The sequence below is a fragment of the Amycolatopsis sp. NBRC 101858 genome (assembly GCF_030269325.1).
Classification (GTDB): domain Bacteria; phylum Actinomycetota; class Actinomycetes; order Mycobacteriales; family Pseudonocardiaceae; genus Amycolatopsis; species Amycolatopsis ponsaeliensis.
Window position 1 is genome coordinate 368,821 of record NZ_BSTD01000003.1, and the last position, 25,185, is coordinate 394,005.

General features: G+C 72.4%; 28 protein-coding genes and 1 pseudogene. 18 read left to right on the forward strand and 11 right to left on the reverse strand.

Translation table 11 applies throughout. From position 1 onward, the window contains the following. Positions 1–104: 104 nt before the first annotated feature. Both QSK39_RS25105 and QSK39_RS25110 read left to right on the forward strand, forming a co-directional pair. A pseudogene (locus tag QSK39_RS25105) lies at positions 105–487 on the forward strand (IS110 family transposase); the annotation flags it as partial. Positions 488–606: 119 nt separating this feature from the next. After that, positions 607–978, forward strand: coding sequence for a hypothetical protein (locus tag QSK39_RS25110; RefSeq protein ID WP_285480282.1), 372 nt, complete (start codon positions 607–609; stop codon positions 976–978). Here the strand turns inward: QSK39_RS25110 and QSK39_RS25115 are convergent. Continuing rightward, positions 975–1,541 carry a TetR/AcrR family transcriptional regulator gene (locus QSK39_RS25115; RefSeq protein WP_285480283.1) on the reverse strand — a complete coding sequence of 189 codons (567 nt, stop codon included), beginning with the start codon at positions 1,539–1,541 and terminating at the stop codon, positions 975–977. The two genes, QSK39_RS25110 and QSK39_RS25115, sit on opposite strands and share 4 nt — an antisense overlap. 193 nt (positions 1,542–1,734) lie before the next feature. Here QSK39_RS25115 and QSK39_RS25120 point away from each other — a divergent pair, with 193 nt between their 5' ends. From QSK39_RS25120 to QSK39_RS25145, 6 genes are all read left to right on the forward strand, one after another. Then, entirely contained in the window at positions 1,735–2,187 is a 453-nt protein-coding gene (locus QSK39_RS25120; protein WP_285480284.1) for a (2Fe-2S)-binding protein, read from the forward strand. Beyond that, a complete protein-coding gene (locus tag QSK39_RS25125; RefSeq protein ID WP_285480285.1) occupies positions 2,174–3,136 on the forward strand; it encodes an FAD binding domain-containing protein in 963 nt (320 codons plus the stop codon). Before QSK39_RS25120 ends, QSK39_RS25125 begins: the two co-directional genes overlap by 14 nt. After that, positions 3,133–5,307: a xanthine dehydrogenase family protein molybdopterin-binding subunit gene (locus tag QSK39_RS25130; protein WP_285480286.1), complete on the forward strand. Its 2,175-nt coding sequence runs from the start codon at positions 3,133–3,135 to the stop codon at positions 5,305–5,307. Before QSK39_RS25125 ends, QSK39_RS25130 begins: the two co-directional genes overlap by 4 nt. Positions 5,308–5,482: 175 nt before the next feature. After that, positions 5,483–6,913 (forward strand): carboxylesterase/lipase family protein, encoded by a 1,431-nt coding sequence (locus QSK39_RS25135; protein ID WP_285480287.1) that lies wholly within the window; start codon positions 5,483–5,485, stop codon positions 6,911–6,913. 221 nt (positions 6,914–7,134) lie between these two features. Then, complete coding sequence (locus QSK39_RS25140; protein ID WP_285480288.1) at positions 7,135–8,412, forward strand: sensor histidine kinase; 1,278 nt, start codon at positions 7,135–7,137, stop codon at positions 8,410–8,412. 99 nt (positions 8,413–8,511) lie between these two features. Continuing rightward, positions 8,512–9,936 carry an APC family permease gene (locus QSK39_RS25145; protein ID WP_285480289.1) on the forward strand — a complete coding sequence of 475 codons (1,425 nt, stop codon included), beginning with the start codon at positions 8,512–8,514 and terminating at the stop codon, positions 9,934–9,936. Here QSK39_RS25145 and QSK39_RS25150 read toward each other — a convergent pair. Then, on the reverse strand, positions 9,933–10,289 hold the full coding sequence (locus tag QSK39_RS25150; protein WP_285480290.1) for a hypothetical protein: 357 nt from the start codon (positions 10,287–10,289) through the stop codon (positions 9,933–9,935). The two genes, QSK39_RS25145 and QSK39_RS25150, sit on opposite strands and share 4 nt — an antisense overlap. 135 nt (positions 10,290–10,424) lie before the next feature. On the opposite strand from QSK39_RS25150, the gene QSK39_RS25155 reads away from it, so the two are divergent. After that, the gene (locus QSK39_RS25155) at positions 10,425–10,850 is read left to right on the forward strand and encodes a DUF2269 family protein (RefSeq protein WP_285480291.1); all 426 of its coding nucleotides are present in this window, start codon (positions 10,425–10,427) and stop codon (positions 10,848–10,850) included. On the opposite strand, the gene QSK39_RS25160 is transcribed toward QSK39_RS25155, so the two are convergent. The 5 genes from QSK39_RS25160 to QSK39_RS25180 all read right to left on the reverse strand — a co-directional run bounded on the left by QSK39_RS25160 (position 10,847) and on the right by QSK39_RS25180 (position 14,552). Then, complete coding sequence (locus tag QSK39_RS25160) at positions 10,847–11,524, reverse strand: GNAT family N-acetyltransferase (protein ID WP_284744111.1); 678 nt, start codon at positions 11,522–11,524, stop codon at positions 10,847–10,849. The two genes, QSK39_RS25155 and QSK39_RS25160, sit on opposite strands and share 4 nt — an antisense overlap. Before the next feature lie 61 nt (positions 11,525–11,585). After that, complete coding sequence (locus QSK39_RS25165; RefSeq protein ID WP_285480292.1) at positions 11,586–12,224, reverse strand: hypothetical protein; 639 nt, start codon at positions 12,222–12,224, stop codon at positions 11,586–11,588. Between the two features lie 77 nt (positions 12,225–12,301). After that, positions 12,302–12,712: a VOC family protein gene (locus QSK39_RS25170; RefSeq protein ID WP_285480293.1), complete on the reverse strand. Its 411-nt coding sequence runs from the start codon at positions 12,710–12,712 to the stop codon at positions 12,302–12,304. A 70-nt stretch (positions 12,713–12,782) separates the two neighbouring features. Next, a complete protein-coding gene (gene pspAB / locus QSK39_RS25175; protein ID WP_285480294.1) occupies positions 12,783–13,340 on the reverse strand; it encodes a PspA-associated protein PspAB in 558 nt (185 codons plus the stop codon). A gap of 222 nt (positions 13,341–13,562) precedes the next feature. Continuing rightward, positions 13,563–14,552 (reverse strand): zinc-dependent alcohol dehydrogenase family protein, encoded by a 990-nt coding sequence (locus QSK39_RS25180; protein ID WP_285480295.1) that lies wholly within the window; start codon positions 14,550–14,552, stop codon positions 13,563–13,565. An 85-nt stretch (positions 14,553–14,637) separates the two neighbouring features. Between QSK39_RS25180 and QSK39_RS25185 the strand changes: the two genes are divergently transcribed. From QSK39_RS25185 to QSK39_RS25205, 5 genes are all read left to right on the forward strand, one after another. Next, a complete protein-coding gene (locus QSK39_RS25185; protein ID WP_285480296.1) occupies positions 14,638–14,967 on the forward strand; it encodes an ArsR/SmtB family transcription factor in 330 nt (109 codons plus the stop codon). A 72-nt stretch (positions 14,968–15,039) separates the two neighbouring features. Beyond that, the gene (locus QSK39_RS25190) at positions 15,040–15,480 is read left to right on the forward strand and encodes a MarR family winged helix-turn-helix transcriptional regulator (protein WP_285480297.1); all 441 of its coding nucleotides are present in this window, start codon (positions 15,040–15,042) and stop codon (positions 15,478–15,480) included. After that, complete coding sequence (locus tag QSK39_RS25195) at positions 15,477–16,280, forward strand: ABC transporter ATP-binding protein (RefSeq protein WP_285480298.1); 804 nt, start codon at positions 15,477–15,479, stop codon at positions 16,278–16,280. Before QSK39_RS25190 ends, QSK39_RS25195 begins: the two co-directional genes overlap by 4 nt. Further along, the gene (locus tag QSK39_RS25200) at positions 16,240–17,061 is read left to right on the forward strand and encodes an ABC transporter permease (protein WP_285480299.1); all 822 of its coding nucleotides are present in this window, start codon (positions 16,240–16,242) and stop codon (positions 17,059–17,061) included. The genes QSK39_RS25195 and QSK39_RS25200 overlap by 41 nt, the downstream gene beginning before the upstream one ends. 114 nt (positions 17,062–17,175) lie before the next feature. After that, positions 17,176–19,218, forward strand: coding sequence for a transglycosylase domain-containing protein (locus QSK39_RS25205; RefSeq protein WP_285480300.1), 2,043 nt, complete (start codon positions 17,176–17,178; stop codon positions 19,216–19,218). On the opposite strand, the gene QSK39_RS25210 is transcribed toward QSK39_RS25205, so the two are convergent. Next, the gene (locus QSK39_RS25210; RefSeq protein ID WP_285480301.1) at positions 19,215–19,640 is read right to left on the reverse strand and encodes a nitroreductase/quinone reductase family protein; all 426 of its coding nucleotides are present in this window, start codon (positions 19,638–19,640) and stop codon (positions 19,215–19,217) included. The two genes, QSK39_RS25205 and QSK39_RS25210, sit on opposite strands and share 4 nt — an antisense overlap. A gap of 101 nt (positions 19,641–19,741) precedes the next feature. Between QSK39_RS25210 and QSK39_RS25215 the strand changes: the two genes are divergently transcribed. Beyond that, on the forward strand, positions 19,742–20,164 hold the full coding sequence (locus tag QSK39_RS25215; protein ID WP_285480302.1) for a zinc ribbon domain-containing protein: 423 nt from the start codon (positions 19,742–19,744) through the stop codon (positions 20,162–20,164). A gap of 96 nt (positions 20,165–20,260) precedes the next feature. Here QSK39_RS25215 and QSK39_RS25220 read toward each other — a convergent pair whose 3' ends face one another. Further along, complete coding sequence (locus QSK39_RS25220; protein ID WP_285480303.1) at positions 20,261–20,857, reverse strand: PhoU domain-containing protein; 597 nt, start codon at positions 20,855–20,857, stop codon at positions 20,261–20,263. A 126-nt stretch (positions 20,858–20,983) separates the two neighbouring features. Between QSK39_RS25220 and QSK39_RS25225 the strand changes: the two genes are divergently transcribed. The 3 genes from QSK39_RS25225 (at position 20,984) to QSK39_RS25235 (ending at position 23,462) form a co-directional block, all read left to right on the forward strand. Then, positions 20,984–21,418: a single-stranded DNA-binding protein gene (locus QSK39_RS25225; RefSeq protein ID WP_285480304.1), complete on the forward strand. Its 435-nt coding sequence runs from the start codon at positions 20,984–20,986 to the stop codon at positions 21,416–21,418. A 180-nt stretch (positions 21,419–21,598) separates the two neighbouring features. Further along, positions 21,599–21,892, forward strand: coding sequence for a hypothetical protein (locus QSK39_RS25230; protein ID WP_285480305.1), 294 nt, complete (start codon positions 21,599–21,601; stop codon positions 21,890–21,892). Between the two features lie 565 nt (positions 21,893–22,457). After that, the gene (locus QSK39_RS25235) at positions 22,458–23,462 is read left to right on the forward strand and encodes a pirin family protein (protein WP_285480306.1); all 1,005 of its coding nucleotides are present in this window, start codon (positions 22,458–22,460) and stop codon (positions 23,460–23,462) included. Here QSK39_RS25235 and QSK39_RS25240 read toward each other — a convergent pair. Continuing rightward, complete coding sequence (locus QSK39_RS25240; protein WP_353051079.1) at positions 23,436–24,278, reverse strand: alpha/beta fold hydrolase; 843 nt, start codon at positions 24,276–24,278, stop codon at positions 23,436–23,438. The two genes, QSK39_RS25235 and QSK39_RS25240, sit on opposite strands and share 27 nt — an antisense overlap. 231 nt (positions 24,279–24,509) lie before the next feature. After that, positions 24,510–25,184 carry a GntR family transcriptional regulator gene (locus tag QSK39_RS25245; protein ID WP_285480307.1) on the reverse strand — a complete coding sequence of 225 codons (675 nt, stop codon included), beginning with the start codon at positions 25,182–25,184 and terminating at the stop codon, positions 24,510–24,512. Position 25,185 lies beyond the last annotated feature (1 nt).

A 25,185-nucleotide genomic window follows, 5' to 3' on the forward strand; every position in this document is an offset into this window, starting at 1 on the left:
ACACGCCATGGTCGCCAGGTGAGGGCACGACCGCGGGTTCGGCTGGTCTCCTCGCAACGTGGATGCCAGCGCTCGATGCTCGCTGGCGATCGCCGACGACACACGACGCTGCCCGATCCCTGCCCCGCACGCTGCACCAGGTCGACCTCGGCGATAACGCCCTGGTCGAGTTGGACGGGTCGACGACGATCTGGCCGGCGAGGCCGCCCGGATCAACAACCGTCTCCGCGGCCCGCTCACCGGGATCCACCCCGCCTTCGAAGGCGCCATCGGCCCCAAAGCCAACCACTAGGCGGTGCGGGAAATCCTGTCCCGTTGAGGCGGCCCGGCAGGCATCGCCATGGCCGGCCGCCGCAAGCTCACCGCGATCGCCACCGCCCACGCACCCCGCATGGGCACCCAGCTCGTCGATGCGATCGTGACCGCGCTCGGTGAACAGCCGGTCATCGTTCCCGGCACAACGGCCGCGGACTTGGTGCTCCCCCGAGACCGGCCGACAGCTGCTGACCAACCATCCGGACACCCTCGGAGGACCGCCACAGTAACCGGAACACCCATCTCCGGTTTCCGGTACGGTGGGTAACGGCACCGACGAAGGAGGCCGCCATGGGCAACGTGGGCCCGATCCCGAAGACCGCCGTCGATCGCGTCAACACCTGCGTCGGCTCGCTCCGCGCTTCCCCGCGCTGGGGACGGCTGGTTCGCCGGCACCTCACGCAGGTCACCTACACGGGACGGCGGTCGGGCCGGACGTTCAGCACCCCCGTCGGCTACCGGCGGGCCGGTGACGTCGTCACCATCGGCGTCCGGCTGCCCGACGCCAAGCGGTGGTGGCGCAACTTCACCGGCGACGGTGGCCCGCTGTCCCTCGAACTCGACGACACCGAGCGCACCGGCCACGCCGTCGCCCGGCGCGACGAGAAGGGCCGCGTCACCGTCACCGTCCGGCTCCGCGAAGCCGAAACCGAAACCGCCTAGCGGGCCATCCCGTGCCAGAGCAGCTCGGCGAGACCCGCCGCGTCGCCGCGCCAGTCGCCGTTCGGGTCGAGCATGAGCAACCCCGCCAGGCCGCGCAGCACCACCAGCGGGTCGAGATCCGGTCGCACGGTCCCGGCCGCCTCGTTGGCCTTCAGCAACGTCGAGACCGCGCCGACCATCGCTTCGTACGCACTCGCCGGCAGCTCGCCGCGGGATGCCGTCGCGCGGCGCAGGGCGTCGGCCAGGCCCTTCTTGGTCATCATGTAGTGGGCCAGGTGGTCGGTCACCCACACCCGGAACGCCTCGTCCGCGGCGTGCTTCTCCAGCAGCACCGGCACGATGTCGACGATGTGCCGCACCTCCCGCTGGTACACCGCCAGGATCAGCGCCTCCGGCGTCGGGAAGTGCCGGTACACCGTGCCGACGCCGACCTCGGCCTGCTTCGCGATCGCGTTGAACGAGACCTCGCCCGTGCGGGCCAGCGACTCCGCGGCGACGACGAGGATGCGCTCGTGGTTGCGCCGGGTGTCCGCGCGCCGGGGGCTGACCGATCCCGTCGTCATCGTCCTCCCGTTCCTCGTGCCGTCCCGCCGAATCTAACCCAGACCTGGAGCGGCTCCAGCGTGTCCGGTTCGTTGCGAACCGGATTGTAATCCGCTAGCCTCGCCCAAAGGTGAAGCGGATGAGTATCCGCTCCCTGTTCGCCGCCACCACCACCGTCAGGTACCCATCCGGACGAGCTGCGGAAAGAGACCAGTGGACATCTCACTCGAAGTCAACGGCAGTACCGAACACCTGGACGTCGATCCCGGTGTGACCCTCCTCGACGCGCTGCGCGAGCGCCTCGACGTCACCGGCCCGAAGAAGGGCTGCGACCGCGGGCAGTGCGGCGCCTGCACCGTGCACGTCGGCGGCCGGCCCGTGCTCTCGTGCCTCACCCTGGCCGCCACCGTCAAGCAGCCGGTCACCACCGTCGAAGGACTGTCCACAGAGGACCGGCAGCACCCGGTGCAGCAGGCGTTCGTCGACCAGGACGCCCTGCAGTGCGGGTTCTGCACCGCCGGGCAGGTCATGTCGGCGGTCGCCGCCGTCGAGCAGGACGTCGAGGACGTGCGGGAGTTCATGTCCGGCAACCTCTGCCGGTGCTCCGCCTACCCGAACATCGTCAAGGCCGTCGAGCAGGCGAGGCGGGCCGATGCGTCCCTTTGAGCTGACCGCCCCCACCACCGTCGACGACGCGCTCGCGACGCCCGGCACGTTCCTGGCCGGCGGGACGACGCTGGTCGACCTCATGAAGCTCGACGTCCTCACGCCCGAGCACGTCCTGGACATCAACCAGGTCCCGCTGCACGGCATCGACACGAGCGACGGCCTGCGCTTCGGCGCGCTGGAGCGGATGAGCGCCATCGCCGCGCACCCGCAGGTCTACCCCGCGATCTCGCGCGCGCTGCTGCTGAGCGCGTCGCAGCAGATCCGGAACATGGCCAGCATCGGCGGGAACCTGCTGCAGCGCACGCGCTGCTCGTACTTCCGCGACGTCGCCACGCCGTGCAACAAGCGCGAGCCGGGCAGCGGCTGCTCGGCGATCGAGGGCGCCAACCGCATGCACGCGATCCTCGGCACCAGCGACTCGTGCGTCGCCACGCACGCCAGTGACGTCGCCGTCGCCCTGGTCGCGCTCGACGCGCGCCTGCAGCTGGCGAGCGCCGAAGGCACCCGCGAGGTCGCCCTCCGGGACTTCTACCAGCTGCCCGGCGACACCCCGGCGCTGGAGAACGACCTGCGCCCCGGCGAGCTGATCACCGAGGTGGTCGTCCCGCGGCTCGACTGGGCCACGAACTCGACCTACGTCAAGGTGCGCGACCGGCAGTCCTACGAGTTCGCGCTGTGCTCCGCCGCCGTCGCCCTCGACGTGCGCGACGGGAAGATCGCCGACGCGCGGGTCGCGGCCGGCGGCGTCGGGACCGTGCCGTGGCACCTGCCCGCCGTCGAGGACGCCCTGCGCGGCGCCCCGGCGACCCAAGCCACCTTCGAAGCCGCCGCGACCGTGGCCGCCGACGGCGCGCGCCCGTTGTCCGACAACGGTTTCAAGGTGTCACTGCTGAAGCGGACGATCGTCCGCGCCCTGCTCGAACTGACCGAGGGGAGCTCCCGATGATCACCCGGCTCGACGCGCCGCTGAAGGTCACCGGCGAGGCCAAGTACGGCGCCGACCACTCCTTCCCCGGCATGGTCTACGGCTACGTCGTGCTCAGCACGGTCGCCCACGGCGAGATCGAAGCCATGGACTTCTCCGCCGCGCGGGCAGCCCCGGGCGTCGTCGGCGTGTACTCGCCGTTCGACCCGCTGACGCTGAAGACGGCGACCTCGCCGCTGTTCGGCGAGACCTGGGTTCCGCTGCAGACCAAGGAAGTCACCTACTACGGCCAGCCGATCGGCTTCGTCGTCGCGGAGACGTTCGAGCAGGCCCGGGACGCGGCGGCGCTCGTCGCGGTCGGCTACCGCGAGCTGCCGGCGAAGACGTCGCTCACCGACGGCCTCGCCGACGCCGAAGACGCGCCCCCGGCCCGCGACGGCGCCCCGCCGACGCTGGCGATCCTCGAGGACGGCGTCGAATCCATCGAAGACGCGTTCGCCGCGAGCCCGGTGGTCGTCGAAGCGACCTACTCGACCGCGACGCAGAACCACGCCGCGATGGAGCCGCACTCCGCCGTCGCCGTGTGGGACGGCGGCGAGGTGACCGTCTACAGCGGCAACCAGGCGTCGAACCTGCAGGCGATGGAGCTCGCCAGCGCCCTCGACGTGCCGCTGGAGGCCGTGCACTGCGTGAACCCGTTCGTGGGCGGGGCGTTCGGCGGCAAGGGCCGCACGTCCGCACCGGCGTTCCTGGCCGCCGCGGCCGCCCGCGACCTCGGCCGGCCGGTGAAGTCCACACTGGCCCGCGAACAGGTCTTCACCGCGACGGCGGGCCGGGCCGCGACGGTCCAGACGATCAAGCTCGGCGCGGAGCGCGACGGCAGCCTGGTCGCCTTGAGCCACGACTCCTGGTGCAGCACGGACACCGCGCGGTCGTTCGTCGAGCCGACGTCGCACGGCACCTCGCGCGAGTGGTACGCGACGCGGAACCTGGCCATCAGCCAGAAGATCGTGCCGCTGAACATCCCGCCGACGACGTTCATGCGGGCTCCCGGCGAGGCGCCCGGCTCGTTCGCGCTGGAGAGCGCGATCGACGAGCTCGCCGAAGCCCTCGGCATGGACCCGATCGAGCTGCGGATCAAGAACAACTCGATCGCCCCGCCGGGCAAGGACCTGCAGTGGGCGAGCAAGCACCTCGACGAGTGCTTCCGCGTCGGCTCGGCCCGGTTCGGCTGGCAGCACCGCCGGCCGGGCGGGCACACCGACGGCGACTGGCTCGTCGGGATGGGCGCCGCGACCGCGATGTTCCCGGCGCTGCGGTTCCCGGCCACGGTCGGGATCACGCTGCGGGCGGACGACACCGCCGACGTCGCGACGAGCGGCGCGGACCCCGGTACCGGCCTGCTGACCGTGCTTTCCCTGATCGGCGCGGAGTCGCTGGACATCCCGGCGGACCGGATCACCCCGCGGCTCGGCGACTCGTCGCTCCCGCCGGGCGGCCTCTCCGGCGGTTCGACGGCGACGGCGAGCGCGGGCACGGCGATCATGATCGCCGCGACCAAGGCGATCGACGAGCTCGTGGCCCTGGCTTCCGACCCCGGCGCGCCGTTCGAAGGCGCCGAAGTCACCTACGCCGACGGCCACGTCTTCGCCGATGGCAAGTCCATGACGTTCGGCGAGCTGCTGCGGACGCTGGGCCGGGAGACGCTCGAGGTGACCGGCTCGTCGGCGCCCGGCGAGGAGCTGACCAAGCACTCGTTCAGCTCGTGGGGCGCCCAGTTCTGCGAGGTCCGCGTGCACAAGTGGACGCGGGAAGCCCGGGTGTCGCGGATGCTCGGCGTGTTCGACGCGGGCCGGATCATCAACGACAAGGCGGCCCGCAGCCAGATCATGGGCGGCATGATCTGGGGCGTCTCGGCGGCTTTGCACGAGGGCCTGGAGATCGAGGCGAACGGCCGGCTCGCGAACGGCGACTTCGCGAGCTACCTGCTCCCGGTGAACGCCGACATCCCCGAGGTCGACGTCCAGTTCGTCGAGTACCCGGACACCCTGCACAACGCGGTCGGCGCGCGGGGGCTCGGCGAGATCGGCACGGTCGGCATGGCCGCGGCGATCGCCAACGCCGTGCACAACGCCACCGGCATCCGGGTCCGGCACATCCCGATCACCATCGAAGATCTGCTCGAAGACTGAGCCGGGGGCGGGGCACGCGCGCGTGTCCCGCCCCCGCGTTCGTCCACCTGGCGCAACGGAACCGGCGCCGTTATCCATCCGCGACATCCCGCGACGGTTCGCCCATGACGGCGGCCCGTCCTCGGTCCTAGGCTGACGGGCGCTCGCCCGATCTTCCTCGAAGGGACCCCCCGGCATGACCGACCCCGTCGTCCCCACCACGTCCGGCGCGGTCCGCGGTCACGTCACCGCCGCCGGCTTCGCGCTGTTCCGCGGGATCCCGTACGCCGCCGCGCCCGAGGGCGACCTGCGCTTCGCCGAACCCGTCCCGGCCCCGCCGTGGGAGGACGTCCGCGACGCGAGCAGACCCGGGCCGACCGCACCGCAACGCCGGCACGACGTGCCCGGGCTCGACCTCTCCCCGCTGACCGGCGCCGGCTGGCGGCCGGGCCCGGAGTACCTCACGGTCGACGTCTGGACCCCGCAGCTCGGCGCGGCCGGCCTGCCCGTGCTCGTGTTCGTGCACGGCGGCGCGTTCCTCGGCGGCACCGGGTCGGCACCGGCCTACGACGGCACGTCGTTCTCGCACGCCGGCGCGGTGCTCGTGACCGTCCAGTACCGCCTCGGCGTCGACGGCTTCCTGCCGCTGGAGGGCGGCACGACCAACCTCGGGCTGCGCGACCAGCTCGCGGCGCTGCGGTGGGTCCAGGAGAACATCGACGGCTTCGGCGGCGACCCCGGCAACGTCACCTTCTTCGGCGCCGCCTCCGGCGCGGTCAGCGTCGCCTGCCTGCTCGGTTCCCCGCTCTCGCAGGGCCTGTTCCACCGGGCCATCGTCCAGAGTGGACACCCGGACATGGTGCGCGACGGCGTCCAGTCCCGCCGCCTCGCCCGGGTGATCGCCGACGAGCTGAAGGCCGAACCGACCGCCGAGGCGTTCCGGAAGGTCTCGACCGAGCAGCTGCTCGACGCGCAGGACGCCGTCCTGCGGCCCGGCGGGGCCCCCGACCTGCGCGACGCGCTCGGCTACGACCGCGGGTACGGCCTCAGCCCGTTCCTCCCGATGGTCGGCGACGACGTCCTGCCGCAGCACCCGGCCAAGGCGATCCGCGCGGGCGCGGGCCGCGACGTCGACCTGGTCGTCGGCAGCTGCAGCGAGGAAATGCGGCTCTACCTGGTCCCCAACGGCGCGCTGGAGGCGGTCACCGACGACCAGGCCGTGGCGTCGCTGGCGGTGTCGCACCCCGACCCGGCCGGCGTGCTCCACCGGTACGGCCTGGGCTCGGACCGCTCGGCGGGCGAGGTCCTCGTCGCGGCCCTGACCGACCTGGTCTTCCGCGACGGCGTGCGCGACCTGGCCGAGCACCACGCCGGCCGGACCTTCCGCTACGAGTTCGAGTGGGGTTCCCCGCTGCTCGAAGGCAGCCTGGGCGCGTGCCACGGGCTCGAGCTGCCGTTCGTGTTCGACGCGCTGGGACCGCTGTCCGGGCCGAGGGGCCTGCTGGGCGAGCACCCGCCGCGGGAGCTGGCCCGCGACCTGAACGGCGCGTGGTACCGCTTCGCCGCGACCGGCGCGCCCGGCTGGGAGGAGTACGCGGGCGAGGAGACGGTGTTCCACACGTACTGAGCCGCGAGCACCCCGCGCCGGTGTCCGGCCGGGGTGGCGTCGAGCAGGGCCGGACCGGACCCGGCCGCGATCCGGTGGCCTGCGTGGCACGGCCGCGCTCCGCTACCGCTGCCGACCGGAGCAGCCCCTGCCTGACCCCTACCCCGGGGGGCGGTTGACGACGCCCCGCCCCGCTGACAGGCTCGAACCGCCCGGACGGCCGGACGAAATGGGGACCACCGATGCCCGAGGCGGGCTCCGCCGCACCGCCGCGCACGCTCGTTCGCACGCTGCTGCGCAGCGGCACACCCGCGGAGCCGGCCGAGCCTCCCGACGAGCACAGCGATCTCGCCGCCGTCGGGGACGCGACGCTCGCCCGCGCCGCGCGCTACTGGGTCGTCGTGCCGCTGGCCTACCGGATCGCGGCGTTCGTCAAGGTGTTCATCGGGTTCGCCGCGGCCAACGGCCGGGTCGGGCTCGGGCCGGTGCTGGCCGCCACGGTGTTCGCCGTCGCCGCCAACACCGGCGCGGTCGCCTGGGTGCTGCGCGCGGGCGGGCTGCGGGCCCGCGTCACCGGCCGCGCCCTGGCGCTGGACCTGGCCGTCGGGGTGGCGCTCAACTTCGCCGTCGCCGTGACGGCCCCGCCGGCGGTGCAGCCGTTCGCGGTCGACGTGTCCTGGACCTGGCTGGTCGGCGCGGTCGCGATGTGGGCGGGGACGTCCGGGCTGCCCTCGGCGCTGTGGCTGGTGGTGGCGGCCGCCCCGCTCCGGGCGGCGCTCACCCTGGCCGGCGGTCTCCCCCTGACCGACCAGCTCTCCGTGACGCGGTCGATCGGCTGCATGATCGCGCTGGCGGTGGCGATCGTGCTCGCCGCCGGCATCCTCATCCTGCTCGGCGCCGGCACCCGGTTCGCGGTGGACATCGGGATCCGGCGCGGGCGCGAGGCCGAGCGGCGCCGCACGCGGCGCATCATGCACGACAGCGTCCTGCAGACGCTGGAAGCGCTGGCCATCTCGGCCCCGGGCGACGACGCGCACGCCGTGAGCCGGCTGTCCGAGGTGCGTTCGGTGGCGAAGGCGGAGGCGGCCGAGATCCGCCGCCGGATCACCGAGCCGATCCCGAACGGGACGAGGCGCGGGTTCGCGGTCGAGCTGGCCGACGTCGCGACCGAGATGGCCCGCGACGGCCTGCGCACCCAGCTCGTGGCGGCGGACTTCGCCGACGACGACAAGCTGTCCCAGGACCGCCGCACGGCGATGTGCGACGCGGTGCGGGAAGCGCTGCGCAACACGGTGAAGCACTCCGGAACGAAGCAGGTCGTGCTGCGCGTGGAGGAGCGCGACGGCGGGATCGCGGTGGTGGCGCGCGACCAGGGCCAGGGCTTCGACGTCAACGACCGGCCGCCGGGCTTCGGCATCACCCAGTCGATCCTCGCCCGGCTGGCCGAGGTGGGCGGCCACGGCACGGTGGACTCCCAGCCGGGCCGCGGCACCCGCGTGACGATGTGGGTGCCGAACTAGGCCCGCACCCGGCGACAACGCTTCTGCGCTGCCGCACAAGACCGCGGGGGTGTCCGGGGCGCACCATGCCCGGACAAGCCACCGCGGGAGGAGAATCCCATGTCCGACGCACTGCGCCGCGACGCGCTGGGCACGCCGGGTGTCGTCTTCCTCGTGCTGGCCGCCGTCGCGCCGCTCACCGGCATCGTCGTCATCGCCGCCTTGGGCATCGCGCTCGGGAACGGCGGCGGCATGCCCGGCGCGTTCCTGCTCGCCGCCGTGATCCTCGTGCTCTTCGGCGTCGGCTACGCGCAGATGAGCAGGGTCGTCACCGGCGCGGGCGGGTTCTACGTCTACGTCACAAAGGGCCTCGGCCGCCCGCTCGGCCTGGTCGCGGCGCTGATCGCGCTGCTGGGCTACAACTGCTTCGTCGCCGGCGCGGTCGGGACGAGCGGGTTCTTCACCGCGAACGTCGTCGAGCAGGTCTTCGGGTGGCACACGCCGTGGCAGCTGTGGAGCCTCCTCTCCGCCGCCGCGGTGTTCGCGCTCGGCCGGCGCGGGGTCGACGTCAGCGCGAAGGTCCTCGGGGTCTCGCTCGTCCTGGAGGTGTCGATCCTGCTCGTCCTCGACGTCGCGGTCGCCGTCCGGACCGGCCTGGACGTCCACGCCTTCGCGCCGGGCGTGGTCTTCTCCGGCTCGGTCGGGGTCGCGTTCCTGTTCGCTTTCAACGCTTTCGTCGGCTTCGAGGCCACCGGGCTGTTCAGCGAAGAGGCACGGGACCCGCACCGCACGATCTCCCGCGCGACCTACACGGCGATCGTGCTCATCGGCGTCTTCGCCGCGTTCACGACGTGGGCGGTCGTCAGCGCGACGAACGTCGCCGAGGCCGGGAAGACCGCCCAGGACCACCTCGCGACCGGGGACCTGGTCTTCTCGATCAGCCGGACGTACCTGGGCTCGTTCCTCACCGACGTGATGATGCTGCTGCTGGTCGTCAGCCTGTTCGCGGCGCTGCTCGCGCTGCACAACTCGGCGACGCGCTACCTGTTCGCGCTCGGCCGGGCCCGGGTGCTGCCCGCGGTCCTCGGCCGGACGAACGCGGGCAACGGCGCGCCGTACGTCGCCAGCGGCACGCAGATCGGGGTGGCGACGCTGATCGCGGCGGGGTACGCGCTGGCCGGGCTGGACCCGCTCGCCGACCTCACCGCCAGCATGACCGGCATCGGGACGCTCGGGGTGATCGCCCTGCAGGCCCTGGCCGGGGTCGCCGTCGTCGCGTTCTTCCGCCGGCGGCGCGACCCCCGGATCTGGCGCACGGCGGTGGCGCCCGGCCTCGGCGGGCTCGGCCTGATCGCCGTGACGACGCTGGCGTTCCTCAACTTCCCCACCCTCGCCGGGTCCGACGCGCCGGCGATCGCGCTGCTGCCGTGGCTGCTGGCCGTGGCGGTGGCCGGCGGGCTCGCGCTCGCGGTGTGGCTGCGGCGGCGCCGGCCGGAGGTCTACGCGGGCCTGGACGAACTCGGGCTCGAAACCGTCTCCGGCTAGGCCGCGCGCCGGGCGGCGCGCTCGGCGGCCAGGCTCGCGCGGCACGCCGCGGTCAGCCGGGTGGTGGCGGCGCTGCCGCCGTGGCCGCAGCGCGGGCAGGTCATCGCGACGGCCAGGGACAGCTCGTCGACGGCGACGCACAGCTCGGTCCGGCAGCCGCGGCACCAGCGGTGCCGGGTGACCGGGCTGACGTGCGCCGGCGACGCGACGCACTGGTGGATCCACCGGCCGTGCACGTGGCAGGTCAGGCGGTCGTCGGGGGCCAGCAGGCCGATGTCCTCGGCGTCGTCTTCGGTGGCGAGCAGGACCGGCAGGCTGCGGACCCGGGTGGTGGTGCACGTCGTGGCGGTCATCGCGATCCCCTTTCTCCGCTTGTTCGTCGAAGGGGGATCGCCGGATTCGACATCGGGACCAGGTTGGCCGGAACTCGGCGGTTCTTGGCATTCCAGCCACTGCCCGGCCCGCACGAAGATCGGTAACTTCGGCGCGTGTCGAAAATCCTGCTCTCGGTCCACGTCCTGGCGGCGATCCTCGCCGTCGGCCCGGTCGCCGTCGCGGCCAGCATGTTCCCCGCCGCCGTCCGGAAGGGCGATCTCAAAATCGCGAAGGTGCTGCACCGGATCTGCCGCGTGTACGCCTACGCCGCCGTCGCGGTGCCGGTGTTCGGCTTCGGCGTCGCGGGCACGATGCACGTCATGGGCGACCCGTGGCTGCTCGTGTCCATCGGGCTGACCGCCGTGGCGGCGGCGGTGCTCGCGGTGCTGGTGCTGCCGCGGCAACGACGGCTGCTGGCCGAAGAGTCCACCGCGAGCAAACTGGGCAGGCTGGCCATGGTCACCGGGGTGTTCAACCTGCTGTGGGCCGCGGTGACGGTCCTGATGATCGTGCGGCCGGGCTCCTCGACCGGCGCCTAACCGGGCACGCGGACGGCGACGAAGTCCGGCCGCTGCCGCAGGACGAAGCCGAGCGAGAGGTACAGGCGGATCGCGGAGGTGTTGCTCGCGGCCGCGTGCATCATCGGCGTCTCGCCGCGCTCGCGGATGCCCGCCGCCACGGCGTGCACGAGCCGCGTCGCGAGGCCCTGCCCGCGGTACGCCGGGTCGGTGCACACCGCGCTGATTTCGGTGTAGCCGGGCGGGTGCAGCCGCTCGCCGGCCATCGCGACCAGCGCGCCGTTCCGCCGGATCCCCAGGTACGTGCCGAGTTCGACGGTCCGCTTCCGGAACGGCCCGGGCTTCGTCCGTTCGACGAGGTCCAGCATCTCCGGCACGTCCGAGAGCCCCAGCCGCACGGCTTCCGGGTCCGGCGCGGCCGCGACGCTCTCGTCCACGAGCTGGACGCCGGGCAGCGCGTCGAGCACTTCCCAGCCGGCCGGCGGCCGGGCGGCGGTGGCCGCGAGCACCACGACGGCTCCCGGCCCGCCGAGCCCGGCGACGTCGAGCCAGTCCTGCTCGCCGGGATCGTCGGGAAGACCGAGGAACGGTGCGATGTCCTCGGGGTAGCGCACCACGCGCCCACGGCGTTCCGCGAAGCGGGCGTGCGGGCCGGTCAGCGACGCCCAAGTCGGGTTGTCGAGCGGAGAAGACATACCGCCAGGATGCGCAAAACCGCCGTCCGCCCGGCGGCGCTCCCACATCCTGAGCAAGCGCTCAGCCGACCGTGGTCAGCTCGTCGTCGGAGAGCACCCCGGACCCGGCCGACACGACCAGCCTGCCCGCACCCACCTGGTAGGTGTAGTCGCCGTTCTTCGCGACGAAACCGTCGCCCGCGGCCCGGGCGGGCAGCACGATGTGGGTGTCGTCCGAGGCCGCCTGCCCGCGGGCCTGGCCGTCGTAGAAGATCCGCCCGTCGGGGACCTGGCAGATCGTGATCAGGGACTTCACCGTCTGCGCGACCAGCAGCGCCGTCCCCTGGCCGCCCGGCAGGTACCGGGCCGCGTCGCCCGGGCACGGCTTCCCCGTGGGCGTCGCCGAGGTCGACGTCGTCGTGGACGGCGTCACCGGCGGGGTGACGCCTTGCGCGGTCGTGACCACGGTCTTGGTCGTCGGCAGGGCGGGCGTCGTGTACGACGGGAACGGCCCGGACGCGTCGGGCGAGGGCTTCGAGCGCGAGGTGAACAGCAGGACCCCGCCGATCGCGACCCCGGCGACCAGCATCAGGGCCAGCAGCACCCACAGCGCTCGCGCGCGAGCCCGGCCCGGGGCCAGGCTCGCGCAGGTACCGCAGCGCCCGGCCGCGGGGTCGTTGACCGCGCCGCACTGCGCGCACGTCCAGGGGGAACCCGCCATCGGGCCTCCTTCGCCCCGGCGCGGAAGCACGCCGGCCCCTCATCGTCACCGACGCGGGCGCGGGCTGCAACGCCCCCTTACGCCTGATGGACGACGTTGACCATCCACGGGATGCCGAACTTGTCGACGCAGGCACCGAATTCGTCGCCCCACATCTGCTTTTCGAACGGAACCGTCACGGTGCCGCCCTCGCTCAGCTTGTCCCAGTAGCCGCGCAGGTCGCCCGCGTCGTCGCCGCTGAGGCTCACCGTGATGTTCGTGCCCGGGTTGTGGTCCATCCCGGCCGGGGTGTCGGACGCCATGAGCGTGTAACCGTGGTCGGTCTCCAGCTGGGCGTGCATGATCTTCTCCGCGTCCGCTCCTTCGGGTGAACCGAATTCCCCGAACGTGTTCACGGTCAGCGTGCCGCCGAAGATGCTCTTGTAGAACTCCATGGCCTGGCGCGCCTCGGCGCGGAAGCTCAGGTACGGGTTGAGAACGGTCGCCACGGCGAACTCCTTCTGCTCGAAGAGAGCAGCATCCTCGCAGAAGCCCGTGACCTCGACAAACGCGGGAATTTCAGACGACGAACCGGCGGTGCGCGTGCGGTTCCAACGGCAGCGCGCCGTACAGCGCGGCGCGGGCACGCAGCTCCAGCGCGGGGTCGAGGGGCTGCGTCCCGGCGGCCGCGGCGGTGTGGAAGGTGCCGCGGTCGAACAGGTAGACCAGCGCGAGCTTGCGGTCGCGGCGCCCGTCCGGCTCGGCGAACTCGACGGTCGCCGACCGCAGGCAGCCGCCGTAACCCGCCCGCGCCAGCCGGTCCGCGACGTCGACCAGGTCGGCGGTCAGCACGCGCAGGTCGCGGTTGCGGCGCCAGCACCGGACGGTCGAGCGGCCGTGGAGGTCCTGCGTGACCAGCGGGTGCACGGGCAGCCGGGCCGACGTCGCGGCGATCAGCTCCGCCTCGGTGCGGGCCAGGGCATCACCGTCCACCTTGAACCCGACCGTGCCGCCGCCGGTGGGCGTGAGGCCGAGCGCGGCGCGCATCCGCGGGGCGGCCGCGGCGAGGGTGTAGAGGGAGTTCAGGTGCGGACGGGACGTCCAGCAGCGGACGAGCTTGCTGTCCAGCAGGGTCACGGGCGGTGTGTCCTATCTCGGTCGAGAAGACCGCCGGGCCGGGCGCTCTGGCAATGTCCACAGTGGACGTCAGGCGCGGGGACGCGGGGTCGGAAAGGACAGCATGCGCCCGCGGCCGCCGGTCCGGACCGGAACCGAGCGATCACGCGGCGAGCGGCAGCACTTCGCCGCCGAACGGTCACACCGGGTCAGGTTCAGCCGATCAGCGGTATCCCTCTCGCCTCACGGGACCGTCACGACCACCTTGCCGAGGTTGCGCCGGCTCCGGAACCGCTCGAACGCCGCCCCGGCGTCGTCGAACGGGAAGACGCTGTCGACGACCGGCTCGAGCGGCCGGACCGCGAGCCACCGGAGGAGGTCCTCGGTGTCCTCGCGGCTGCCGACCCAGATCTTCCGGATGGTCGCGCCGCTGCGGAAGAGGTCCATGAAGTCGACCGGCGGTCCGCTGCGGCCGACGAACCCGACGAGCGCGATGTCGGCGTGGTGCGTTCCCGCCGCGACGAGCGACTGCGCGAACGTGCCGGGCCCGCCGACCTCGACGATCCGGTCGGCACCGCGGCCGCCGGTGGCGTCGAGGACGGCTTTGCCCCACTCGGGCGTCGCGGTGTAGTCGATGACGACGTCCGCGCCGAGTTCGGTCAGCTTGGCCGCCTTGGCCGCGCTCGACGTCGTCGCGACGACCCGGGCGCCGTGCTGCTTGGCGAGCTGCAGGGCGAACAGCGACACACCGCCGGTGCCGAGGGTGAGCACGACCTCGCCCGGCTTCACCCCGCCGAGCGAGGTCCAGGCCGTCACCGCGGCGCACGGCAGCGTCGCCCCTTGCTCGTAGCTCAGGGAATCCGGCAACGCGACGAGCGCGTGCCCCCCGACGGCGCGGTACTCCGCGAGCCAGCCGTCCTGGCCGTTCCCGTAGCCGGTCAGGGTGCCGGGCAGCCGTCCGGCGATCCAGTCCGAGTGGAAGGCGTTGAGCACGCGGTCACCGGCCTTGAACCGCGTGACCCCCTCGCCGACCGCGGCGACCTCGCCCGCGGCGTCGGACAGCGGGATCAGGCTCCCCGAGCCGGTGGCGAAGTGGTCGCCGTCGAGGATGAGCAGGTCCCGGTAGTTCAGCGACGTCGCCCGGACCCGGACGAGCACCTCCCCGCGTCGCGGCTCGGGCGTGGGCTCTTCGCGCTGGACCAGGCTTCCGGCCTCGGGACGGTAGACACGCACTGGGCGACCTCCTCATGTTAACCGATTGGCTAACATCGACCTTGGCACAGCGAGCGACACCCCGGCAAGCAGGGATACTCGGACCATGGCCAGCCGCACCGCGACCCCGTTGGAGCACCCGGCCCTCGCGGACGTCTCGTTCCCCGAGGCCCTGGAAGCACTGCGCGACCCGCACCGGCTGGCCATGGTCGCCGCCCTCGCCCGCGAACCCGGCCAGTCGTGCGGCGCGATCATGCCACCGGTCAGCAAGCCCGCAGCGTCCCGGCACTTCAAGATCCTCCGCGCGGCCGGCCTGCTGAAGCAGTGGGACAGCGGCACACAGCGGCTCAACGCGTTGCGCCGCGAGGAGTTCGACGCCCGCTTCCCCGGCCTGCTCGACCTGGCGCTCGCGGAAGCCGCACGCCTGCCGGGCTGATTTTCTCCGCATTTCTCCCCTAACAGACATTTAGCATTGCTAATAGATCTGAGTCAGAGCTACTTTGGCGGCATGACCGAACTCGCCGACCGACTGCTCGGCGCCGTCCAGGGGATCCGCCGGGTGGTGCGCCGCCGCACCCGCGCCGAAGTACCCGGCTTCCCGCTGCCCGGCGCGCAGGTCGAGGTCCTGCGCGTGGTGGCCGACCACCCCGGCATCGGCGTCGCCGCGGCCGCGCGCGAGCTGCACCTGGCCGCCAACTCGGTCAGCACGCTGGTGAACCAGCTCGTCGACGCCGGCCTGCTGCGACGCGAAGCCGATCCCGCCGACCGGCGCGCGGCAAGGCTGGAGATCACCGACGCCGCCCGCGAGCGGATGGCTTCGTTGCGGCGCGCCCGCACCGGGCTGGTCGCCGAAGCGCTCACCGGACTGTCCGAAGAGGACACAGCGGCGATCGAACAGGCGTTGCCGGCGCTCGAAAAACTCATGGGCATCCTGAAGGAGCAGCCATGACCGAACCCGCGGTGCGGTGCACCGAGCTGAGCCACTCGTTCGGGACGACCCGCGCGGTGGACGGCGTCGACCTCGAGATCGCCCCCGGCGAAGTGTTCGGCTTGCTCGGCCCGAACGGGGCAGGCAAGACGACGACGCTGCGGATGATCACCACGCTGCTGCCTGCGGCGGCGGGCCACATCACGGTGTTCGGCGTCGACGTCGCGCGCCGCCGGATGGCCGTGCGGCGGCTGATCGGCTACGTCCCGCAGCAGCTGTCGGCCGACGGCGCGCTGACCGGGCGCGAGAACGTCGCGTTGTTCGCAAGACTCTTCGACGTGCCACGCGCGCGTCGGGACGCCGAGGTGCGGCGCGCCCTGGACCTCGTCGGGCTGGCCGACGAAGCCGACCGCGTCGCGAAGGGCTACTCCGGCGGCATGATCCGCCGGCTCGAGCTCGCCCAGGCCCTGGTCAGCTCGCCGCGGCTGCTGATCCTCGACGAGCCGACGATCGGGCTCGACCCGGTCGCGCGCTCGGCCGTGTGGGAGCGGATCACGCAGATCCGCACCGACACCGGCATGACCGTGCTCGTGACCACGCACTACATGGACGAGGCCGAGCAGTACTGCGACCGCGTCGCGCTCATGCACACCGGCCGGATCCGGGCGCTGGGCACCCCCGCCGACCTCGAGACCGACCTCGGCCCGGGGTCCACATTGGACGACGTCTTCCGGGCGGTCACCGGCGACCGCCTCGAAACCGACGAAGGAGGGATCCGCAGTGTCCGTGCCGCTCGCCGCACCGCCCGCCGTCTCGGCTGACCCCGGCCCGCTGCGCCAGGCGCGCATCCTCGCCGCGCGCGTCGGCGCGATGTGCCTGGTCGAACTCCAGAAGCTGCGCCGGGACCAGACCGAACTGCTCACCCGGGCGATCCAGCCCGCGCTGTGGTTGCTGATCTTCGGGGAGACGTTCACCCGGCTGCGCGCGATCCCGACCGGCTCGACGCCGTACCTCGACTACCTCGCGCCCGGCATCCTCGCGCAGTCGGCGTTGTTCATCTCGATCTTCTACGGCATCCAGATCATCTGGGAACGCGACGCGGGCGTGCTCGCCAAGCTCCTGGTGACCCCGACCCCGCGCGCCGCGCTCGTCGCGGGGAAGGCGTTCGCCGCCGGGGTCCGCGCGCTCGTGCAGGCGCTGATGGTGCTGGTCCTGGCTGCGATCCTCGGCGTCGGGCTGACCGTGAACCCGTTGAAGCTGCTGGCGATGGCCGTGGTGCTCGTGCTCGGGTCGGCGTTCTTCTGCTGCCTGTCCATCGTGATCGCCGGGATCGTGCTGTCGCGCGAACGGTTGATGGGCATCGGCCAGGCCATCACGATGCCGCTGTTCTTCGGCTCCAACGCGCTGTACCCGGTGGACCTGATGCCGTCGTGGCTGAAGGTGCTCAGCCACGTCAACCCGCTGAGCTACCAGGTCGACGCGCTGCGCGGGCTGCTGATCGGCACCCCGTCGCACCTCGGGCTCGACTTCGGCGTGCTGGCCGCGGCGACCGCAGTCGCGATCGCCGTGGCTTCGGCCCTGCTCGGCAGGTTGGCCCGTTGAGGCGCATATCTCACCGAACGGCGGCTTCATTCCCCGGTGGCTAATCTCGGATTCGTGAATGGTCGCCCTGGCGTGGTCTCTTTTGCCGGTTTGTGCGTTCTCGCCGGAATTCTGGTGGCGGGCACGGTGGCGCCCGCCGCCATCGGCGCCGGCCTGCTGTCGAATCAGGTCAGCGATTCGGTGGACGCCATTTCCGCCCAGCTCGCCGCCGCCGATCCGCCGCTGACGACGACGGTGACCGACCGCGACGGCACCCCGATCGCCACGCTCTACGCGCAGTACCGCCTCCCGGTCACCCCGGCGGGGATCGCGATGACGATGAAGGCCGCCATCATCGGGATCGAAGACCGCCGGTTCTACACCGAAGGCGGCGTCGACGTGCAGGGCATGCTCCGCGCGGCGGTCAACGACAGCGCCGGCGGCTCGCTGCAGGGCGCGTCGACGATCACCCAGCAGTACGTCAAGAACTACCTCGTGAACGTCGTCGACCGGACCAACCCGATCGCGCAGCAGGAAGACCGTGAAGACTCGCTCGCGCGCAAGCTGCGCGAAGCGAAAATGGCCGTCCAGCTCAACGACACGACGAGCAAAGACGACATTCTGGCGGATTATCTCAACGTGGTCGAATTCAGCGGAACCGTGTATGGGGTCGGCGCCGCCGCGAAAGCGTATTTCGGGACGACAGCGGACAAACTGACCGTCCCGCAGGCGGCGTTGCTCGCCGGAATGGTGAACAACCCCAGCATCTACAACCCGTACACGCACCCGGACAAGGCCCTGCAGCGCCGGAATCTCGTCATCGACGCCATGGTCTCCAACGGCTCGCTCCCGGCGTCCTACGCGGCGACGGCCAAGGCGGCCCCGCTCGGACTGCTGCCGAACGGGCCGGTGACGCCGTCCGGGACGTGCATGGGCGCGGCGCCGGACGCGGGATTCTTCTGCACCTACGCGGAGAACTACCTGGTGCACGCCGGGTTCACCGCGGATCAGCTGGCCACCGGCGGCTACACGATCAAGACCACCCTCGACCCGCGCGTCTCCCAGGTGACGAAGGACGCCGTCGACGCGAACGTGCCGACCACCCAGGACGGCGTGGCGAACACCTTCGCCGTCGTCCAGCCGGGCTCGAGCGGTCACCAGGTGCTCGCCATGGTCGCGAACCGGAACTACGGCACGGATCCGGCGCAGGGCGAGACGTCCACGGACATCGTCGCCGACGCGAGCAACGAGTTCGGCGCGGGCTCGTCGTTCAAGATCTTCACCTCGGCGGCGGCGCTCGTCACCGGCAAGGCGGGCCTGGAGACGCCGCTGCCCAACCCGGATAGCCAGTGCTTCGCGCCGCCGAACGCCAACGCGCACACGGCCTGCTACACCGTCCACAACGACGGCCACTACGCCGACCCGATCAGCCTCGCCGACGGCCTCGCGACGTCGCCGAACGTCGCTTTCGTCGGGCTCGAGAACCAGGTCGGGATGCCCGCCGTGCTCGACATGGCGTACAAGCTGGGGCTGCGCAACACCCTCGCGACGAACGACGCCGGGGCCGCGCCGAACCCGGCGTCGGGCAACCCGCAGTACAACGAGCCGCAGTCGAAGTACTTCCAGAACCTGCTGTCGTTCACCCTCGGCAACAGCCCGGTCAGCCCGCTGGAGATGGCGAACGTGTCGGCGACGCTGATGAGCGGCGGCGTCTGGTGCCCGCCGAACCCGATCCTTTCGGTGACCGACCGGAACGGGAACGCCGTCCCGGTGCAGCAGCAGGCGTGCGAGCAGGTCATCCCGACCGGCGTGGCGAACACGCTCGAAGCGGGCTTGAGCAAGGACACGACGGACGGCACGTCGGCCCAGGCGGCGCACGCGGCCGGCTGGACGCGCCCCGACATCGGCAAGACGGGCACGACGCAGCAGAGCGAGTCGGTGGCGTTCGTCGGCGGCGTCGACGGCTACGCGGTCTCGTCCATGGTCTTCGCCGACGGCCCGCGCCCGCGCGAGATCTGCCCGGGCACGCCGGTGCACCTCGGCAACTGCGGCCACGGCGCGTTCGGCGGCACGGTCGCCGCGCCGCCGTACTTCCACGCGATGAGCCAGCTGCTCGCGGGCGTGCCGGACCAGGCGATCCCCGGCCCGGACCCGGGCTACCTGACCGCGCGGAGCTAGCGGGGTTCGAGGAAGACGAGCGGGATCTCGCGCTCGGTCTTGGTCTGGTACTGCGCGTAGTTCTTGAAGTCGCCGGTGATCTTCGGCCAGAGCTGCGCGCGCTCGCCGGCGTCGGCGATCCGCGCGTGCATCGGCCGCTTCGGGGCGCCCTTGAGCGACACCTCGACGTCCGGGTTGTCGCGCAGGTTGAGGAACCATGCGGGGTGCGTGTCGTCCCCGCCGCGCGAAGCCACGACGACCAGCGTTTCGCCGTCCTGGTGCGGCGAAGTCAGCAGCACGGTCCGCGGCTGCCCGCTCTTGCGGCCGGTCGTGGTGAGCTCGAGGACGGGCATGGCGGCCTGCCAGCCGACCTTCCCGCCGGTGAGCTTGATCAGGCCGCGGTGCACGGCGTTCATGGTCTTGAGGGCGAAATCGCTCGGCATGATCACAATCTAGTCCCCGAGTTCGGCGAAACCGCCACGCGGCGGCGCGCCGGTGTGCGAGGCTGCGCGGCGGACAGAGGACCTGGGAGAAAGAAGTACCGATGCTGATCTGGGGCTGGCGGACACGGATCTACGTGCTGGCGATGACGACCTTCCTGTGCGGCCGGTGCGGCAACCCCGCCTCGCACGCGGTGCGCAAGGCGGTCACGAAGTTCACCCTCTTCTTCATCCCGCTCTTCCCGATCAGCGTGAAGTACTCCGCGCAGTGCACGTTCTGCGGGATCGAGAACCGGATCCCGAAGGAGGACGCCGTCCGCCTGCAGGCGCAGGAGGAGCAGGGGCAGCAGCAGGGTGCCCAGCCGGGCTACCCGCAGCAGCCGCCGTCGCAGGGGTTCCCGCAGCAGGGTGCGCCGCAGGGCTTCCAGCCGCCGCACCCGTCGCAGCCGCAGGGTTTCCCGCAGCCGCAGCACCCCTCGCAGCAGCAGTACCCGCAGCAGGGCCAGTTCCCGCAGCAGGGCAACTGAGGCTCGGGCGCCGGGTTCGCTGACCCCGTCGGCGTCCTTTTCGGACAACAGGAACAAACCTCGCACCGCTGTCGTCTCTCGGCAGCAGCTCGCCGGTCAGGCACCGACCGACGCGAACCCCGAGGCCCGGCGCGCGATCAAGGCCGAGGTCCCGGCGAACCGGCCGTAGAGGGCCGCGAGCAGCACGACGTCGACCGCAGCCCCGGCGCCGCACCCGCGCGCGGCTTCGCGCAACCCCCGCTCCGCGGCCTCGGCGAGCGCGACGGCATCGGCCAGCCCGGCATCACCTTCCCCGCCGAGCAGCCCCCGCAGCGCCCGGGCGGCGGCCACCGCGTGCCCGCCCAGCCGCCCGAGCGCCGGCCGCACCTCCAGCGGCACCCGCCGCGGCTCCGCGACCTCCCGCGCAAGACCACCCATCCGAGTGAGATCCACAGCGGTGCAGACGGCGGCGACGACCGCCTTCAAGTCCTCCTCCCGAGGCGCGTGCAGGGCCAGCAGCGCACACGCCTGGTCCTCGCACGCGGCGCCGAGCGCGCCGATCGCGGCAACGTCGTCCCGCACCCGTCCGCCCAGCGTGTGGTCACTTTCGAGCACGGAACGCGTGGCCTCTTCGAGCGCGATCGCGACCAGCGCGCACAGGTCCGCGAGCCGGTGGGCGAGCGTGCCCAGCTCCTTCTGAAACGCCGTCGGCATGGCGGCAGGAAACCAGCCCGGCCGGGTACCGGCATCTCGTCGCCCGGCCCGGAACTGTCGGACCCCCGTGCTCTCCTCGTCGGCGAGAGCGGTGCACCCCGCACCCGGAGGAGAAGGAGGAGCCCGATGGCAGGCGAAACGCTCGTCACCGTGGTCGGCAACCTGACGACCGACCCCGAGCTGCGGTTCACCCCGTCCGGCGCCGCGGTCGCGAACTTCACGGTCGCGTCCACGCCGCGCACGTTCGACCGCGAGTCCGGCGCCTGGCGCGACGGCGAGGCGATGTTCCTGCGCTGCAGCCTGTGGCGGCAGTACGCGGAGAACGTCGCGGAGTCGCTCGGGCGCGGTGCCCGCGTGGTCGTCCAGGGCCGGCTGAGACAGCGGTCGTACGACACGAAGGAGGGTGAGAAGCGCACCGTGACGGAGCTGGACGTCGACGAGATCGGCCCGGCCCTGCGGTACGCGACGGCCAAGGTGACCCGGCTCAGCCGGGCCGCCGGCGGCGAGGAGAGCAGTTCGTGGACGCCGGAGCCGGCGGTCGCCGGATCGCCGCCGTTCTGAGCCCATCCGGTCGCGTCCGGCGCCCGAACGCCCGTTGACGAGGAGTCGACCCGGGCTCGACCGGCGGTGGTGACGATGGACGGACGCTCACGGCCCGACCGGTTCCGGATGTGCTGTCGAAATCCCGTCAGCTGGTTCGACGCAGGGGTAGAGGCCGAACCACGAGCGGGAGGGACCGAGATGACCAGCAACGAGAAGACCGGAACACCGGCCGTGCGCCCCTTGGTGAACCACCGGATGCTGGCGATGCTGCGAGCGGTCGGCGCGGGTCGCGGCCGGGTGTCCTGCAGCAGCGAGCCGGACCTGTTCATCGACGGCCTGTCGTGCGGCGACCAGTTCGCAGCCCACGCACTGGCCCACCAGGGCCTGCTCCGCCCGGCCCGCCCCGGCCTGCCGGGCGAGCTGGTCCCGGCGATCCTGACGGCCGAGGGCCACGCAATCGTCACAACGCAGCAGCACCACCACGCCGCCTGACCCGGCAGCGCGAACCTTGACAACTCCACAAAGCGAACGCGCGGCCGGTCCGCTCCGCCGGAAGGTCCGGGTGGTCACCATCCGGCGACCACGCACCCGCCCCGGCTCGGCCAGCCTGGGCACTGGTCGCGAGAGTCCGGCCCGCGCAACCAACTCGACCCCACCCCGCCGACCCGGGCACTGGTCGCCGGAATCCCGCCCCGCACAAGCAACTCCACTCACCCAGCCACCCGCCCGGCCGACCTGCGCACTGGTCACCGGAACCCGGCCCGAGCAACCAACCCACCCCACCCGGCGACCTACTCAGCCGACCTGCGCACTGGTCACCGGAACCCGGCCCGAGCAACCAACCCACCCCACCCGGCGACCTACTCAGCCGACCTGCGCACTGCTCGCCGGAACCCGACCCGAGCAACCAACTCCGCCCCACCCCGCGACCCACCCGGCCAGCCTGGGCGCTGATCGCTGGAGTCCGACCGCGCAACCAACCCCACCCCACCCGCCCGCGCACCGCGCCCCGCCCGGCACCCGGGCCCGCCCGCACAACGCGACTACCGTGGCGGGCATGAGCAACACCGAGGCCGCCCCCACCGAGCTCGCCTGTGGCGACCGGCCCGCGACCGCCGACCCCGAGCACCCGGCCGTCGAGATCCTCACCCCGCGCGAGGTCCCCCTGGGCGGCCCACGAGCGATGCACGTCCGGCGAACGCTCCCCCAACGCGCCCGGTCACTCATCGGCGCCTGGTGCTTCGCCGACCACTACGGCCCGACCGAGGTCACCGGCGCGATGGACGTCGCCCCGCACCCGCACACCGGCCTGCAGACGGTGAGCTGGCTGTTCGCGGGCGAGATCGAGCACCGCGACAGCCTGGGCACGCACGCGATGGTCCGCCCCGGCGAGCTGAACCTGATGACCGGCGGGCACGGCATCTGCCACTCGGAGGTCTCCACCGAAGCCGCGAAGACGCTGCACGGCGTCCAGCTCTGGGTGGCGCTGCCCGAGCGGCACCGGCACACGGCACGCGCCTTCGACCACTACGTGCCGTCGGTGAACCGGATCGAGGGCGCCGAGATCCGGGTGTTCCTCGGATCGCTGGCCGGGCGCACGTCCCCGATCCCGACGTTCACCCCGCTCCTGGGCGCGGAGATCGTGCTGGGCCCGGACGCCCACATGTCCCTCGGCGTCGACCCCCGCTTCGAGCACGGCGTCCTGGCCGACACCGGCGACGTCGTCGTCGCGGGCACTCGCGTCCGCGCGGCCGAGCTGGGCTACATCGGCACCGGCGTGCGCTCCCTGACGCTGAGCAACCGGGGCTCGGCGCCGGCCCGGTTCCTCCTGCTGGGCGGCACCCCGTTCGACGAAGAGATCCTGATGTGGTGGAACTTCGTCGGCCGGACCCACGAGGAGATCGCGGCGTTCCGCGAGGCCTGGCAGGCGGAGTCCGACCAGTTCGGCAGCGTGAAGGGCTACTCGGGCACGCCGCAGCGGCTGCCGGCACCCGAGTTGCCGGCGGTCCGCATCAAACCGCGCCGGAACCCGCCGTCAGGCCAGGAACCCGGCCACGGCTGAGACGAACGCGGGCGCGTCGTCCAGCCAGGGATAGTGCGCGGCGCCGGGCAGGACGGCGACCCGCGCGTCCGTGAACAGCGCGGCGAACTCGCCGGCGACGCCGGGGCTGGCGATCCAGTCCAGCTCACCGGCCAGCACCAGCACGGGAGCATCGACGGCCCCGAGCGCGACCCGGGTGCGCTCGGGCTCGAAGGCACCATCGGCGTTGTAGACACGAGCGGCGGCCCCGTTGCGCTGCCCGGGTTCGGCGGCTTGGTGACGCCGGGCGGCGTCGTCCCAGCGGCCGTAGTACATCGGGGCGACGGCGGCCCAGTCGGCACTGGTCGCGGTCCGGGCGGCAATCGCCTCATAGGCCGCGGCGGCGGCCTCGAACCACGGCGCCCCGGAACGCCGAGCCATGATCAGCCGCCGGTCGGCAACGGGCAGCTGCAACCCGACGGCCCGCGGACTGGGCGCAACAAGCGCAAGCCGGCGCAGCCGACTGGGATACCGAGCGGCGTAGAGGGTGGCAAGGCTCGCCCCGGCGGAGTGCCCGAGCAGGTCGAACCGTTCGAGGCCGAGGTGCTTGCGCAGTGCTTCGACATCCTCGACCTGCCGATCACACCGAAAGGTCGCGGGATCACCGGGCGTTTCGGAGTCCCCAGTCCCCCGCAAATCCAGCACGGCAAGCTGTCGCCGGTCGCCAAGCCCCCCGAGATCCCCCAGATAAGCCCCGGCCCGCATAGGTCCACCGGGCAGGCAGACAACGGGGTCACCACGAGAACCGAGGAGGCGAAAAGCAAGCGCGGTCCCATCCGGCGCGGAGAAGATCGGCATCCCCGACCCTGACACTCCCGAGGCAATCCGGGCAACCCTCACCGGTCAACGGTCAGCCACACCAGCCGGACCCGCGCCCTTCCCGGCACCCTGCGCCCACACCGGCCACGGCGCGCCTCGCGAGCAACCCTCCCCGGCCCGCACGCCGGGCCCGCCGCCACCCTTCGCCCACAACGGCCCCAGCGCACGTCGCGACCAACCCCTCCTCCGCGCCCGCACAAGCCCGACCCTTCACCGCTCCCGCGCGAGGTAAGCCTCCAGCGTCGCCAGCCGATGTCCCCGCGCGAACCGCTCGACCTCCGCCGGATCGCCCCCGCCCTCGATCAGCTCCAGCAGCCGCTCGTGCTCCTCGACCGACTTCGGTGCCCGCCCCGGCACCGATGCGAACGTGCTGTCCCGGACCGCCGCCAGCCGCGTCCAGCAGCGCTGCACCAAATCGACCAGGTTCGGGTTCGGGCAGGCGCTGAACAGCACCTCGTGGAACTCCGCGTTCAGCGCCGTGAACGCAAGCGGGTCGAACTCGGCCAGGCTCCGGCGCATCCGCTCGTTCAACGACCGGGCCAACGCCAGCGCCGAAGGCGTCAACAGCGGCGCCGCGAGCCCGGTGGCCGCGCCCTCGACGATCGCCACCGTCTCCATCGCGTGCCGGTACTCCGTGGGGTCGATGGCCACCACCCGGGCGCCGACGTTCCGCTCGAACTCGATCAGCTCTTCGGCTTCGAGCCGCCGGAGGGCCTCGCGGACCGGCACCGCGCTGACCTCGAGCTCGCGGCCGATCTGGTCGAGCACCAGCCGGTACCCGGGTCCGTAGCGGCCGTCGAGGATCCTGGCCTTGATCGTCTCGTAGGCCAGCTGGGACTTCGTAACCGGTCTTCCCGACGACGCGCTGATCATGTAGGAAACCATA

Excerpts from the sequence above, each read along its gene's own strand:
- QSK39_RS25125 (WP_285480285.1), top strand. The coding sequence starts at position 2,174 with ATGCGTCCCTTTGAGCTGACCGCCCCCACCACCGTCGACGACGCGCTC.
- QSK39_RS25160 (WP_284744111.1), bottom strand. The coding sequence starts at position 11,524 with ATGTCTTCTCCGCTCGACAACCCGACTTGGGCGTCGCTGACCGGCCCG.
- QSK39_RS25185 (WP_285480296.1), top strand. The coding sequence starts at position 14,638 with ATGGCCAGCCGCACCGCGACCCCGTTGGAGCACCCGGCCCTCGCGGAC.
- QSK39_RS25240 (WP_353051079.1), bottom strand. The coding sequence starts at position 24,278 with ATGCCGATCTTCTCCGCGCCGGATGGGACCGCGCTTGCTTTTCGCCTC.
- QSK39_RS25140 (WP_285480288.1), top strand. The coding sequence starts at position 7,135 with ATGCCCGAGGCGGGCTCCGCCGCACCGCCGCGCACGCTCGTTCGCACG.
- QSK39_RS25225 (WP_285480304.1), top strand. The coding sequence starts at position 20,984 with ATGGCAGGCGAAACGCTCGTCACCGTGGTCGGCAACCTGACGACCGAC.
- QSK39_RS25165 (WP_285480292.1), bottom strand. The coding sequence starts at position 12,224 with ATGGCGGGTTCCCCCTGGACGTGCGCGCAGTGCGGCGCGGTCAACGAC.
- QSK39_RS25220 (WP_285480303.1), bottom strand. The coding sequence starts at position 20,857 with ATGCCGACGGCGTTTCAGAAGGAGCTGGGCACGCTCGCCCACCGGCTC.
- QSK39_RS25135 (WP_285480287.1), top strand. The coding sequence starts at position 5,483 with ATGACCGACCCCGTCGTCCCCACCACGTCCGGCGCGGTCCGCGGTCAC.
- QSK39_RS25210 (WP_285480301.1), bottom strand. The coding sequence starts at position 19,640 with ATGCCGAGCGATTTCGCCCTCAAGACCATGAACGCCGTGCACCGCGGC.
- QSK39_RS25130 (WP_285480286.1), top strand. The coding sequence starts at position 3,133 with ATGATCACCCGGCTCGACGCGCCGCTGAAGGTCACCGGCGAGGCCAAG.
- QSK39_RS25195 (WP_285480298.1), top strand. The coding sequence starts at position 15,477 with ATGACCGAACCCGCGGTGCGGTGCACCGAGCTGAGCCACTCGTTCGGG.
- QSK39_RS25245 (WP_285480307.1), bottom strand. The coding sequence starts at position 25,184 with ATGGTTTCCTACATGATCAGCGCGTCGTCGGGAAGACCGGTTACGAAG.
- QSK39_RS25150 (WP_285480290.1), bottom strand. The coding sequence starts at position 10,289 with ATGACCGCCACGACGTGCACCACCACCCGGGTCCGCAGCCTGCCGGTC.
- QSK39_RS25215 (WP_285480302.1), top strand. The coding sequence starts at position 19,742 with ATGCTGATCTGGGGCTGGCGGACACGGATCTACGTGCTGGCGATGACG.
- QSK39_RS25115 (WP_285480283.1), bottom strand. The coding sequence starts at position 1,541 with ATGACGACGGGATCGGTCAGCCCCCGGCGCGCGGACACCCGGCGCAAC.
- QSK39_RS25230 (WP_285480305.1), top strand. The coding sequence starts at position 21,599 with ATGACCAGCAACGAGAAGACCGGAACACCGGCCGTGCGCCCCTTGGTG.
- QSK39_RS25145 (WP_285480289.1), top strand. The coding sequence starts at position 8,512 with ATGTCCGACGCACTGCGCCGCGACGCGCTGGGCACGCCGGGTGTCGTC.
- QSK39_RS25110 (WP_285480282.1), top strand. The coding sequence starts at position 607 with ATGGGCAACGTGGGCCCGATCCCGAAGACCGCCGTCGATCGCGTCAAC.
- QSK39_RS25190 (WP_285480297.1), top strand. The coding sequence starts at position 15,040 with ATGACCGAACTCGCCGACCGACTGCTCGGCGCCGTCCAGGGGATCCGC.
- QSK39_RS25235 (WP_285480306.1), top strand. The coding sequence starts at position 22,458 with ATGAGCAACACCGAGGCCGCCCCCACCGAGCTCGCCTGTGGCGACCGG.